The 13156-nt window shown below is 46.0% G+C and carries 11 protein-coding genes; 10 read left to right on the forward strand and 1 reads right to left on the reverse strand.

Translation table 11 applies throughout. The features are described 5' to 3' along the window. Positions 1–2: 2 nt before the first annotated feature. The 4 genes from rapZ to rnk all read left to right on the forward strand — a co-directional run bounded on the left by rapZ (position 3) and on the right by rnk (position 3462). A complete protein-coding gene (gene rapZ, locus WDV75_RS18770; protein ID WP_189758752.1) occupies positions 3–854 on the forward strand; it encodes an RNase adapter RapZ in 852 nt (283 codons plus the stop codon). Positions 855–871: 17 nt separating this feature from the next. Then, on the forward strand, positions 872–1144 hold the full coding sequence (npr, locus tag WDV75_RS18775) for a PTS phosphocarrier protein NPr (protein WP_047768742.1): 273 nt from the start codon (positions 872–874) through the stop codon (positions 1142–1144). A gap of 469 nt (positions 1145–1613) precedes the next feature. Continuing rightward, on the forward strand, positions 1614–2846 hold the full coding sequence (gene alr, locus WDV75_RS18780) for an alanine racemase (RefSeq protein ID WP_273559618.1): 1233 nt from the start codon (positions 1614–1616) through the stop codon (positions 2844–2846). A gap of 205 nt (positions 2847–3051) precedes the next feature. Then, a complete protein-coding gene (gene rnk, locus WDV75_RS18785; RefSeq protein WP_273559620.1) occupies positions 3052–3462 on the forward strand; it encodes a nucleoside diphosphate kinase regulator in 411 nt (136 codons plus the stop codon). 50 nt (positions 3463–3512) lie between these two features. Here rnk and pmbA read toward each other — a convergent pair whose 3' ends face one another. Then, positions 3513–4856, reverse strand: coding sequence for a metalloprotease PmbA (gene pmbA, locus WDV75_RS18790; RefSeq protein ID WP_273559622.1), 1344 nt, complete (start codon positions 4854–4856; stop codon positions 3513–3515). A gap of 197 nt (positions 4857–5053) precedes the next feature. Here pmbA and yjgA point away from each other — a divergent pair, with 197 nt between their 5' ends. From yjgA to WDV75_RS18820, 6 genes are all read left to right on the forward strand, one after another. Next, positions 5054–5590: a ribosome biogenesis factor YjgA gene (yjgA, locus tag WDV75_RS18795; protein WP_273559624.1), complete on the forward strand. Its 537-nt coding sequence runs from the start codon at positions 5054–5056 to the stop codon at positions 5588–5590. Positions 5591–5808: 218 nt separating this feature from the next. Beyond that, complete coding sequence (locus WDV75_RS18800; protein ID WP_338860301.1) at positions 5809–7665, forward strand: type VI secretion system baseplate subunit TssF; 1857 nt, start codon at positions 5809–5811, stop codon at positions 7663–7665. Positions 7666–7697: 32 nt separating this feature from the next. Continuing rightward, the gene (locus WDV75_RS18805; RefSeq protein WP_273572143.1) at positions 7698–9698 is read left to right on the forward strand and encodes a type VI secretion system Vgr family protein; all 2001 of its coding nucleotides are present in this window, start codon (positions 7698–7700) and stop codon (positions 9696–9698) included. After that, positions 9695–10483, forward strand: a complete 789-nt coding sequence (locus WDV75_RS18810) for a DUF4123 domain-containing protein (RefSeq protein WP_273572141.1) — start codon at positions 9695–9697, stop codon at positions 10481–10483. The genes WDV75_RS18805 and WDV75_RS18810 overlap by 4 nt, the downstream gene beginning before the upstream one ends. 22 nt (positions 10484–10505) lie before the next feature. After that, a complete protein-coding gene (locus WDV75_RS18815) occupies positions 10506–12449 on the forward strand; it encodes a phospholipase effector Tle1 domain-containing protein (RefSeq protein WP_273572139.1) in 1944 nt (647 codons plus the stop codon). 2 nt (positions 12450–12451) lie between these two features. Continuing rightward, complete coding sequence (locus WDV75_RS18820; RefSeq protein ID WP_273572137.1) at positions 12452–13147, forward strand: DUF2931 family protein; 696 nt, start codon at positions 12452–12454, stop codon at positions 13145–13147. Positions 13148–13156: the final 9 nt, after the last annotated feature.

Consider the following 13156-nt stretch of genomic DNA (forward strand, 5'->3'; position numbering starts at 1 on the left):
TCATGGTGCTGATGATAGTCAGTGGTCGTTCAGGTTCTGGGAAATCCGTTGCTTTGCGGGCACTGGAAGATATGGGCTTCTATTGCGTGGATAACCTACCCGTTGTGTTGCTGCCAGAATTGGCAAGCACACTGGCCGAACGTGATATCTCGGCGGCGGTTAGCATTGATGTCAGAAACATGCCGGAATCGCCAGAAATTTTTGAAGAAGCCCTGACGCAATTGCCTGATAGTTTTTCACCACAATTACTGTTTCTTGATGCGGATCGTAATACCCTGATCCGCCGCTACAGTGACACACGCCGTCTGCACCCACTCTCCAGCAAAAATCTGTCACTGGAAAGTGCCATTGACCAAGAAAGCGATTTGCTTGAACCCCTGCGCTCACGTGCTGACTTGATCATTGATACCTCTGAAATGTCTGTTCATGAACTGGCGGAAATGCTCAGGACACGTCTATTAGGCAAACGGGAACGAGAATTGACGATGGTGTTTGAATCCTTTGGGTTCAAACATGGTATCCCTATCGACGCAGACTATGTTTTTGATGTGCGTTTCCTGCCAAACCCTCACTGGGACCCGAAACTGCGCCCAATGACGGGTTTGGATCGTCCTGTGGCCGCGTTTTTGGATCGCCATACAGAAGTTCATAATTTTATTTATCAAACCCGTAGCTATCTTGAGCTTTGGCTACCTATGCTGGAAACCAATAATCGCAGTTATCTGACCGTCGCTATTGGTTGCACAGGCGGAAAACATCGTTCAGTCTATGTGGCAGAACAGTTGGCTGATTATTTTCGTTCCCGTGGCAAAAACGTGCAATCACGCCACCGCACACTGGAAAAACGCAAATAATATGAATAACACAAGCCATGACAGTCAAACAACGACTTGAAATTAAAAATCGGCTCGGAATGCACGCTCGGCCTGCGATGAAACTGCATGATCTGGTACAACAGTTTCAATCAGAAGTGATTCTGCGTAACAGCAGTAACTTACAGGCCGAGGCCCGCAGCGTCATTGCCATGCTGATGCTGGATTCTGAACAAGGCAGCCATATTGACGTTGAAGTCAATGGGCCGGATGAACAACAAGCACTGGCGGCCATTATCGAACTCTTCAATGCCGGGTTTGACGAAGAGTAACACGCCCATTTTATATGTTATAGATAGGCCAATCACTTTTCATATATACCAATCCAACTTCAAGATGCGTGTGATGTCTTCCCGCGAAGACATCAAGTTTCATATGGTGTTGTCAATTGCAGAGAGTGCCGCCGATGGGTTCGGGCTGACTATACAGAGCAAACCATTAGGGAGCGCTTCGGTGTGGCCTCTTGCCAAGATAAACGCAAAATCAGTTATTAAAACTGACCAAAGGTAAAAAATCATTAATATAAACTATTTGTTAAATTCTCACAAAGAGTAAAAACAAGACGTTTTAGTTATTAACTTAGTTAATTAATCTAATTATTTATAAATAGTACAATATAGATAATAAATGTTAGCTTTCAATAAGTTAACCATGTGAAATTAAATTAGAAAAAACTTATTATTAAAACGCAATTACACGAAGAACATTATGCATACAGTTCCTAAAATGGAGATTTACTTCATGCGTTTTAATAAAACCACACTGGCAATTCTTCTTGGTTTGAGTCTGTCTCAAGGTATTGCCCAAGCAGCGCCTGTGCTCTCTTTAGATAACACCCATGCAGAAAGCATCGCAGCAACCAATAACGCTTGGGTTGAAATCAATACCACGACTTTCGAAAATAATATTCACACTCTGCAAAAGAAACTGAATAAAGGCACCAAAATGTGCGCGGTTTTGAAAGGCGATGCTTACGGTCATGGTATTGATCTGCTGATGCCCTCCATCATCAAAACTGGCGTGCCTTGTGTAGGGATCACCAGTAATGAAGAAGCCCGCATCGTGCGTGAAAGCGGCTTTAAAGGGCAACTGATACGTGTCCGTACGGCTGACATCGCTGAAATCGAAAGCACATTGGGCTATGACATGGAAGAGATGACCGGCGATTTGGAACACGCCCAAGCGATTGATGCTCTGGCACAAAAACATGGCAAAGCTATTCACGTTCACCTGATGCTGAACACTGGTCTTATGAGCCGCAACGGTTTGGAAATGAAAACTGAGCAGGGCAAACAAGACGCTTTGAAAATCGCTCAATTATCTAATCTGAAACTGGTTGGTATGATGAGCCACCATGCATTCACCGATCTGGATGCAATCCGTGACAGCATTAAAAACTTCAAAGAACAAACTTCCTGGCTGATCAAAACAGCAAATCTGAACAGGGACGAAATCACACTGCACGCATCAAGCTCTTTTGCATCACTCAGCATTCCTGAAGCGCAGTTCGATATGGCACGCGTTGGCAGTGCGCTGTACGGCATTCTGACCACCAGCCACCCAGAATTCAAACCCTTGATTCAAATGAAAACCCGCGTTGCTTCTGTTAAAACATATCCTAAAGGTAATGGTGTCGGTTACGACAACACTTTCATCCTGAAACGCGATTCCAAACTCGCTAACTTGCCGGTTGGTTTCTCTGATGGCTTTAGTTCTGCCCTATCAAACAAAGCTTACGTTCTGATCAATGGTCACCGTGCCCCTGTTGTCGGTAGCGTGTCCATGAACACCGTGATGGTCGATGTGACTGACTTACCAGAAGTGAAGAGCGGCGATGAAGTGGTCATTTTTGGTAAACAAGGTAACGACGAAATCACTCAGTCTGATATCCAAAAATGGGGAGGAATGCATGTTGTTGAGCTTTCTTCCATTTGGGGTGAAACCAACCCACGTATCGTAACCACCGGCTTATAATCTGTGGATCAAAATGATGGCAGACTGTTCTTTTTTCCATTACGAATAGGCTCTGTTTCATTAGCAATGCAAAACAGTTCGTGATCATGATCTCTTTATTTTCGCGGCAGAACAGCCTAATATCATTTTAATGACTTTGAAAATAACACCCCCCTCCTTGCGATGTGGGGTGTTATTTTGTATTGAGCCTAATTTGGAGTGTGGTATGAAAAAACCTAAAATCATTATCAATGAATTGGATGCCGAACGTTTAGATTCCCTGTTGGAACAACCTGCTTTTGCCAATACCCGCATCGCAGATGCCTTGAATGAAGAATTGGATAGAGCAGAAATAGTGGCACCGGTAGATATCCCAGCAGATGTTGTCACCATGAACAGTGAAGTTCGCTTTATTGATCAGGGTAGCAATGAAGAGCGTGTTCGTACGCTGGTCTACCCTGCTTCCCTGCAAGACAGCACCAAACATCTGTCCGTTATGGCGCCTTTGGGTGCTGCTCTTCTGGGCTTGCGGGTGAATGATGAAATCACATGGACATTGCCAAACGGTGAAAAAACCCGCATAAAAGTACTAGAAATACTTTATCAGCCAGAAGCCGCAGGCGAATATCACCGCTAATTTCCAGCCAGCTCAGTGATGCCGAACTGGCTGCTGTTAATTGAGTATCCCTATTGACCGGCGATACTCATTTCCGGCAGCAACACCGAACCACACTGAATATTGCTACGTGTTTCGATATCATTACCAATTGTTACCATATTCGCCCACATATCTTTCAAATTGCCGGCAATGGTGATCTCACTGACAGGATATTGAATCTCACCATTCTCAACCCAAAAGCCGGATGCGCCGCGAGAATAATCCCCCGTCACCGCGCTAACGCCCTGTCCCATCAGTTCAGTGACGATCAGGCCAGTGCCCATTTCACGCAACAAGCCAGCAAAGTCCAGCCCCTGGCCTGCAATACGCCAGTTATGAATTCCTCCTGCATGGCCCGTGTTCACCATTCCCAATTTACGGGCAGAATAGGAAGTCAGTAACCAAGTCTGCAAAACCCCCTCTTTAACAATATCACGTGGTATCGTACGCACACCTTCGCTGTCGAATGGCGTTGAAGCTAACCCACGCAATAAATGCGGTTGTTCTTCAATCGTCAGCCATGAAGGCAAGATCGGTTTACCCAGGCTATCCAACAAGAAAGAAGATTTACGATAAATACTGCTACCGCTGATCGCGCCAACCAAATGACCGAACAACCCTGTAGCCACCTCCGCAGCAAAGATCACTGGCGCTTTCATGGTTGGTAACTTACGCGCCCCCAGACGAGAAAGCGTACGACGCGCGCACTCTTGCCCCACCCATTCAGGCGATTTCAACTCGTCAAAATGGCGACTCACGGTATAAGCATAATCGCGTTCCATATTGCCATCTTGCTCGGCAATCACACAGCTTGACATAGAATGACGACTTGAGCAGTAGCTTTGCAGCATACCGTGGCTATTACCAAATACCCGAATACCATAATGGCTGTTGAAACTTCCGCCTTCCGTATTAGTAATGCGCCCATCTGCCTGCAATGACGCTTGTTCAGCGCGGGCTGCCAACTCAATGGCTTTATCTGCATCTAAATCTGCGGGATGGAAAAGATCTAATTCAGGCGCTTCAAATGCCAATAACGCTTTATCGGCCGGGCCAGCATAAGGATCAGGCGAGGTATAACGCGCAATATCAATGGCGGCCTGCACAGTACGAGCAATCGCTTCTGGGCTGAGATCTGTTGATGAAGCACTACCTTTGCGTTGCTGGTGATAAACCGTGATCCCCAATGCGCCGTCACTGTTAAACTCAACATTTTCGACTTCACTAAAACGGGTACTGACGCTAATTCCCGTCGTTTTATTGACCGCGACTTCCGCAGCATCACAACCGGATTTAGCCAATTCCAGCGCATGGGCAACCGCTTCTTCCAGCAGTTTACGCTGCTCCGCGATTTGTTGATTGGTGACTATCATTAATTAACGTAATCCATTGAATTAAAGAGAGAATTCGTCAGAAAAAATGCCTGCTTCCGGTTCATGACACGAATGTCGAGTGGTAATCCGGCAATTTTCCCAGTTACAATACACAATATTAGGATGTTAACACCCACCGGACGATAGGTCATGCTCCAAAACGCACCTTATCCGGCCTTTTTAGAAGGAAAACAATTATGGCAAAGCAGCCTGAAGATTGGCTCGACAATTATCCTGCTGAAGAGGAAGAAGAAGAGATAATCTGGGTCAGTAAAAGTGAAATCAAGCGAGATGCAGAAATTCTGAAAAAATTGGGCGCAGAACTGGTTGAACTGAGTAAAAGCCAACTGGAGCGCATTCCACTGGATGAAGATTTGCGGGCAGCCATTGAGTTGGCACAGAAAATCAAGCGTGAAGGACGTCGCCGTCAATTGCAGCTCATTGGCAAACTGTTGCGTGCCCGTGATCCTGAGCCAATTACCACGGCGTTGGATAAACTGAAAAACCGTCACAACCAGCAAGTCATTGTTTTACATAAACTGGAAGAACTACGTGACAAATTGCTTGAAAATGATGATGCCTTTGAAGAAGTCATCACATTGTATCCACATACTGATCGCCAGCAACTTCGCACATTGGTTCGTAATGCGAAAAAGGAGAAGGCAGCTAACAAGCCACCTAAATCTTACCGTCAAATTTTCCAATATTTGAAAGAGTTATCGGAATCCGCTTAATCCATCTTCACCGCCATTTCATTAAGAATTGGCGGTCATTTCCGGCTTTATTCAGTCCCAAATGGGAAAGATCATAATCGCAATTCAATACAGTACGGCGATGGAATGCTGCCCCTATTTTTATCTAAATTTCTTATTAAAAACGGTCGACATCCCCATATTTCGCCAAAATCAGCTGAAAATTGAATCTAATTAGTTAATTAATTTGACCTATAGACATGTACAATAAACGTGCTTTGCTGATCGATCTCGCATTTTATCTCACTGATATTCAGCATGACACCGAAACCCTATTGATAAAACATAAGTCAAATTCAATGAAAAACGAAAAGGAATCGCTTTATCTAAAAGAACGCGCTTACCTGCGAGAGCTGGCTGAGCACATTGCGAAAGAGTCGCCGCATCTGGCTGAATTTCTGGTTTCCTCTCATGATCCCGATATTGTCCGTGTTTTCGAAACCTTTGCGTTTTTGATTGCCAACCTGCGGGATAAGCTGGAGGATAATTTTCCCGAAATTGTTCACGGTATTCTCTCCCGTATCTGGCCGTTAGCCCTGTCTCCAATCCCACCGACAACGATAGTGCAATTTACACCCACGGATGATGAACATCAGGGTACGGCTGAGATCCCTATCGGTACATCGGTGTCTGCCAGCCTTAACGGGCAGTTGCTCGACTTTAAAACCTGCCGTTCTTTGCATATTGAACCCTTGATTGTGCAGGAACGCGCCGTCAGGAAAACGGGTACCCACAGTGAAATTATCCTGACACTATGCCAAACCGGTTCGGCGTCTTCTTTCTGGCAAAGCGGAGCCTTATCTTTTTTCCTTGGCACCGATACGAAACGCGCCGCCCAGCTCAGCCTGTGGCTGGATCAGCATATCTGTGATATCAGCCTGAACACACAGGGCGAGCGGCGAACAATTAAACATTTCCCTTATGGCTGGCATGGACTGCTTGACGAACCGTTGCTGCCCACCGCCAAAAGTCCCTATTCCGGCCTGCAACCGTTGGTGGAATATTATGCGTTGCCGGTGCTTTATAACTTTGTCACGCTGGATATCAGCCGCAGTTGCTCAAAAGTTTCGCTGAATGACGAGGGCACGTTTGAGCTAATTTTGCGTTTCGAGGGTGAATTGCCGTTGGATGATGTCGAGGGGGCGTTTTTGCTGGGTTGTGTTCCGGCGATTCATCTGGAAAACCAAACCAGCCCGCCTGTCCGGTTGGAAGCCGGTAATCACCGCTATCCGCTGCCATTGGGGGGATCGGTGTGCCTGTACCGGCTGCGGGAGGTTCAGGTGGTGGTGCAGCCCGAAGACAGCGAGCAACGAGGCACACCTTATCACTGGCTGCCGATTGAGCAGTTTGTTCCCGCCGGCCGTGTTTTCGATGACGATGAGCAGCCCGCCACGTTTTACTACCAGCTTCAGACTGAGTCTGATTTTCTGGGCAGAATCCGGCACTGGCTGTGCTTTTTTGATTTGACCGGCAACCCGGCAAACAACCTGCCGGAGATTGCTGTCTCGTGCTCTTTCATCGGCTACCATAAGCAGGCACTGACGCTGGAACAAGGCGCCATTACCGTGACGCCGGAAAGTGCACCGTCTCATCTTAATGTGCAGAATATTATTCCGGTGATGGCCGATTATCCACCCTTGTTACAGGAAAATAACAGCTGGCCGCTGCTCTCCTGCCTCTCCAGCCCACCGATGATGTTATTTACCACCCACAGCCTGAAACAGTTTCTCCGTCTGTTTGACCCACATAGCGAGACCAACCGTCCGCTGAGCCGCCAGTTCCAGCAACACATTGACGGTATTGTGCAGGTAAAAGAACGCCTGACTGACCGCTTAAGGCGTGGGCAACCGGTTCGGGGGTATGTGTTATCGCTCACATTGAATCCCGATTGTTACCGCACACCCGGCGAAATGTACCGCTTCAGCCGGTTAATCAATCAGGCGATGGCCTGTTTTATCAGCCAATCCACGTTCGTCATGCTGGAAATTTTTACGCCGGACAACAGTGAAGTGCTGTGGCAGTTCTGGCACGTCGATGGATTACGCCCGGCCCTGTAAGGTATTCATGTCATAAACGATAAGGAATAAAAATGAAAAGTGGATTACGTTTTACCTGCCGTATCGCGGGTGTGCCGGAAGACACCTTTGTGGTCGGCGATTTTTCTTTGCAAGAACACCTCTCTGAGCTGTTTACCCTCAATCTGACGCTGGTCAGGGCCGGTAACGCGAACCCCTTTAAGCCGCAGGCGGAGATTGATTTGGCTTCACTGCTGATGCAGGAAGCGGTGTTGCAGGTTTTTTATGGTGAAACAGAACAGCGCAAAATCACCGGGATTGTCTCTCACGCTAATTGGGTAGGCACCGATGGTAACAAGACGCTTTATACTATGACAGTTCGCCCTGCCTGCTGGCGGTTGACACTGAATCAGGACAGCCGGATTTACCATCAGCAAAATGCCCCGACGATATTAAACCGCCTGCTGAAAAAACACCGGGTAAAAGCCGATTCAAAACTTTACGATGCGCATCAGGATCGGGAATACGTCACCCAGAAACGCGAATCCGATTATGCTTTTTTCAGCCGGTTAGCCGCGGAAGAGGGGATCAGTTTCTGGTTTGAGGATGAAACGCTGTTTTTCAGTGACAGTCATCTCGGTATGACCGCCGGTCTGCCATTACAATACCAGCCCCAGCCGGAAACGGCACACGGAGTCGATACGCTTTATCAGGTGCAGTTGGGCGTCGGGATGAGCCCGCAGCGCAGTTTCCACAAAGATTTCAACCCGGAAAAACCGCGCTATCACCTCTCCCATATGCACAGCAGCGAAGGCTTCCGCGACTTCGGCAGCCAGACCCCTTACACCGTGTTTGAAAGTTACGGGCGATTCCAGAAAGATGCGGCCGCCATCCCGTTTTTGAAATACCGGCAGGAAGCGCTGGATAATCAAAAACAGACCGGAACTGGCAACAGTAACTGCATCAAACTCAGGCCGGGCAAAATTTTCGAGATAAAAAATCACCCGCACAAGCCGCTGAATGTGCGCTGGCAGATTGTCGGTATCAGCCACCACGGGCACTGCCCGCAGGCACTGGGTGACAGCAGTGGCACCGGCACGACACTCAGCAACACGTTCAGTTTTATCGACGGCCTTGCCGACTGGCGGCCACCATTCCACTACAAACCGTTAGCCGATGGCGATGAAACGGCGATAGTCGTTGGCCCGGAAGGGGAAGAAATTTTCGTCAATAAAGACGGCGCAATTAAAGTGCATTTTCACTGGAACCGCTATGACGAGGTGGATGACAGCGCTTCATGCTGGGTACGGGTGGCACAGGGCTGGAACGGCAACGGCTATGGCTTTATGGCGATACCGCGCATCGGGCAGGAAGTGATTATTTCTTACCTCAATGGGGATATTGACCGTCCGATTGTCACCGGTTGTGTCTACAACGGCCTGAACCGTCCGCCGCTGGATTTGCCGGCAGCCAAAACCCGAACTACGTTCAAGACCAAAACCCACAAAGGTAAAGGCTTTAACGAACTGCGCTTTGAGGATGCGAAAGGCAGTGAAGAAATCTATTTTCACGGCCAGAAAGATTTTACTGCGCATATCGAAAATGATGCGTACTGGTATATCAAACATGACCAGAAGAGCCGCATCGATAACAACCGTTACCACGATATTCGCGCCGATGACCATCATCAGGTTGCCGGTTCACGCAAAATCACCACCGAAGGGGATGTTTCCCACCAGATTGCCGGCAGCCAGCATACCCAGACCGGCGACGCCACCGTGATTGACAGCGGGCAGGAAATCCACCTGAAAAGTGGCGGCAAGGTCGTACTGGAAGCGGCAGCAGAAATCACCCTGAAAGTGGGTGGTAGTTTTCTGAAAGTCACACCGGGCGGCATCTTATCTTCACCGATAAGTGTCGGGCAGGGTTCGGCAGGCAGTGGACGCGGGCTGACACTGCAATTGCCGGAAGGTGTGGCGCCATTGCCAATGGTGGAATTTCCGGCGAAACCGCCTTGCGCCATTCTAGCGCAGCAAGAAGAAAACTGGATTATCACTGGAGCAGAAGAAGCATGATGGAACCGACTGATTGGAAAAACTGGCTATCACATCAGGACAGAGGCAATTGCTATTTTTTGGTTAACAGCCTAGCTGAGCCGAATCCCGTCCAAACCTTTTACCTTAACGGCTGGACAGCGCAGGCGTTTCCGCTCTACAGCGGTACACCAATGAATGCCATGCTGGAACAAAGCCCGTGGCTGATTCAACCTAAAGCCAATAGCCTGCCAGAACTGGCTTTGCTGCTGGATAAACACGAACTCAGCGATACCAGTTGGGGCTGGGGATATCGCAGCACCTTACCGTGGTCATTTCAGTTAGAGCACTGGCGGTTGCATCAACAGGTGTTGCTGCGGGGTCAGGTTGTGGTGTTGCGGCTGATGGATAACCGTATTTTCGCACCGTTGTTGCCCGCTCTAAAACCGGGGGACTGGCGTGAACTGTTAACACCGGTTAATGAGCTGATGATCGATACACCTGACCCGATTTGCTATTACCGACCAAAAAATTGCCCTCAGGAACTGAATACGAGTTTGTTTGTGTTGGGTGATCATCTGATTGAAGCCCGTTACTCAACTAATACGACTCTCAAGAATCTAGCTTACACGTTAAGTTGTCAACTTTGGGAAGAAGATCCCGAATTTGCATTGAAACTGGATGAACCAGCAGGGCAATTGCAGATCAGCCTTGTAACGTGGCTGCAACAGACGAGAGGTGAAAAACGCAAACTGGACAAGTTAACAATTGATCATTTTATTACCGATAACCAACAGGTTGCTCTCAACGCACGCATTGACGGATAAATAAAATATAAGGAAGACAAAAATGAAACGGTTAGATCCAACAGATTGCATTGATTGCCAGAAGATACTGAAAAACTGGATTGAATTTCAGCTTGTGGATGAGCAGGGTAAGCCACTGATAGGGATACCTTATAAGCTGAAAAGCAGGGGAAACAAAAGCATTGTGCGGGCGGGTACCACGGATGGAAAAGGAATATTGCGTGAAGAAGATCTTCCTCCCATGCCTGTGACACTCTCTGTTTCAGCACAGCCTCTTGCTGATAAAGTGACACAAAGCCTTCCTCGCCGAGATACTGGCCGTAGAGGTAATCTATATGTTAGAAAGAATAGCTTCGTCAATAAATATGAATATCAGTACATTACGTTAGGAGAGATCAGCGATAGTTTTCCTAAAGTAAAAGGCTGGCAAGACAAGAAACTAAAAACATCTGTACACTTTAAAGACTCGACATTAAAAGGATTCACTGCTCACCCCCTTAATCGGCGGTATGTACTAGAGATCCAAGCAATAGAAAGTGGTATCAATTTGACCATTGGTGTCTTTTTTGATGGGACGGGAAATAATGTGGATAATACCGATGAACGTCTCTGTGCCAAAGAAAAGAATGATCTCACTCCAGAACAACTTGATAAATTTATCTGTTCATTTAACAAATATGGTGAACCTGGTGATGTCTCACGGCTGAGTTACGACAACTACTATACCAATGTGCTTTTTTTATATAAGATATATTCAACAGATGAAATTAGTGAGGGAAATCATCAGATTAAAGTATATATTGAGGGAGTTGGAACAATGTCAGGCGAATCTGACAGTGTTTGGGGTTATGGAACAGGAAGATGGCTTACCGGAGTTATAACCAAAACTGACATCGCTATCCAAAGAATAAAAACCGCATTGTCAGAATACTTAAAAGGAACAAAGGATAATATCAGATCTCTCCAGTTCGATATTATTGGCTTTAGCCGAGGTGCTGCATCATCCCGCCATTTTGCTAACCGTGTCTTAAAGCAAGATGCAGACTTATTAAACGTAATTAATGAATGTTTCTCCAATCATCGATATCTGGCAAAATCACGCTACCCCACGGGGTACACCCGCCTTCTAGGCATTTATGATACAGTTACCGCGATTGCTGAACCAAACAATGCTCTTAATCCCCACGATTCTTCCGTAACAGGTCCAGCCAATATCTTTTTATCGAATAATATTGCAAAACATGTTTTCCATATTACTGCCAAAAACGAATGCCGATATAACTTTTCCTTAAATAGCGTTAAACCTTCGTGGCCAGAACTCGAACTCCCAGGTGCTCACGCCGATGTTGGTGGAGGCTATGACCCAATGACTATAGAAACATTATGTATTACCCGCCCTAAGGTCACAATAGTGGAAACCTCAATCCCAGATCACACTACTAACGTTTATAAAGATGCTCAGGATGAATTATCCAAAATGAAAAAATCTCCAACGATTGGCTCATTACTTACAGACAAAGATGTCAAATTAGTTACATGGAGTGAATATAAACCTAACGTCCAATATCCTAAACCTATTAAAAATGTCGCAGCTGCTGCCGTACTTTCCCGTACAATATTTAATGATTGGTCTAAAGTCGGGATGCTAGTTATGCTCGATTTTGCCAAAGAAGTTGGAGCAATTTTTGACAAACCTGATGATAATGATAAAAATTATCAACTCCCAGCAGAACTTCAACCACTGTCAGAAAAAGCCATTACACAGGGACGAGCCATTAGGCAGGGACAACCATTGATACCTTTTACACCTGAAGAGCTTGCCTTAATACAGTCAAAATACGTCCATTTTTCAGCTCACTGGAATGGCGTAAAAACAGTAAATAATAAAATTCATGGGGATACTTATCCCGCTGCGATTTTTTACGCTAACCGACCTTGTGATGATTGGCTCAGAGTAATTTTTGACATCAACGGTAAGGAGATCTAAAAATGAAAAGAAAGTCATTAACCTTACTGCTAGTGTTAAGTCTGGTGATATTGCTGCTAGGCTACTTCGGTTGGGCGTATATAAAAACTTTTGCACGCGCCTTTTCTACTGGTTCACATAACATTAAAACTGTGACTTATAAACCGATTGAACACAAAAATGAATTATTGCCTTATGAAATGTGGGAATTTCAATTTACCACCGCCAAAGAACTCCCTGTTCGCATTAACTTGATTCATTTTCTTGATGAAAATAACCATATTGTGCAGACATTTACACCTACTCAATTTTATGCAGATCACGGGGCTGTAGAAAGGGATGCTACCATTAAAAATCATGATAAAATTTTGCCTTACACATTGATAATCTGTTGGAATTCAATAGCTGAGAAGAGAGATATCCAAACAAACTTCCTTTTTAAACAACAAATTCAGGAATTTATTAGAAACCCTGTTACCAATTCCAGTGATGAAACGCAATCATCTGATTACCGAAATAATATTGATATTATGTTGTTATCATGGGGAAGTTCCCTCGCTAAGTTACACATTATTGATAAAAATAATCAGGATCCTATCTTGGTCGCCACCGGTGAATCGATTTATGGCGATAAAATGACTTTATGTCAGGACAAAAACCATCCTGAGAAATATTCTGAGAGCAGAAAAACCTTTATCAAGGGAAAAGAATACCGTTAAGGGGAATTC

This window comes from Xenorhabdus griffiniae, from assembly GCF_037265215.1.
Classification (GTDB): Bacteria; Pseudomonadota; Gammaproteobacteria; order Enterobacterales; family Enterobacteriaceae; genus Xenorhabdus; species Xenorhabdus griffiniae.

What these genes read in the sequence shown, in the direction of transcription:
- rnk (WP_273559620.1), top strand. Translation starts at nt 3,052, where the DNA reads ATGAAAAAACCTAAAATCATTATCAATGAATTGGATGCCGAACGTTTA.
- WDV75_RS18815 (WP_273572139.1), top strand. Translation starts at nt 10,506, where the DNA reads ATGAAACGGTTAGATCCAACAGATTGCATTGATTGCCAGAAGATACTG.
- pmbA (WP_273559622.1), bottom strand. Translation starts at nt 4,856, where the DNA reads ATGATAGTCACCAATCAACAAATCGCGGAGCAGCGTAAACTGCTGGAA.
- WDV75_RS18800 (WP_338860301.1), top strand. Translation starts at nt 5,809, where the DNA reads ATGTACAATAAACGTGCTTTGCTGATCGATCTCGCATTTTATCTCACT.
- npr (WP_047768742.1), top strand. Translation starts at nt 872, where the DNA reads ATGACAGTCAAACAACGACTTGAAATTAAAAATCGGCTCGGAATGCAC.
- WDV75_RS18820 (WP_273572137.1), top strand. Translation starts at nt 12,452, where the DNA reads ATGAAAAGAAAGTCATTAACCTTACTGCTAGTGTTAAGTCTGGTGATA.
- alr (WP_273559618.1), top strand. Translation starts at nt 1,614, where the DNA reads ATGCGTTTTAATAAAACCACACTGGCAATTCTTCTTGGTTTGAGTCTG.
- WDV75_RS18805 (WP_273572143.1), top strand. Translation starts at nt 7,698, where the DNA reads ATGAAAAGTGGATTACGTTTTACCTGCCGTATCGCGGGTGTGCCGGAA.
- yjgA (WP_273559624.1), top strand. Translation starts at nt 5,054, where the DNA reads ATGGCAAAGCAGCCTGAAGATTGGCTCGACAATTATCCTGCTGAAGAG.
- rapZ (WP_189758752.1), top strand. Translation starts at nt 3, where the DNA reads ATGGTGCTGATGATAGTCAGTGGTCGTTCAGGTTCTGGGAAATCCGTT.
- WDV75_RS18810 (WP_273572141.1), top strand. Translation starts at nt 9,695, where the DNA reads ATGATGGAACCGACTGATTGGAAAAACTGGCTATCACATCAGGACAGA.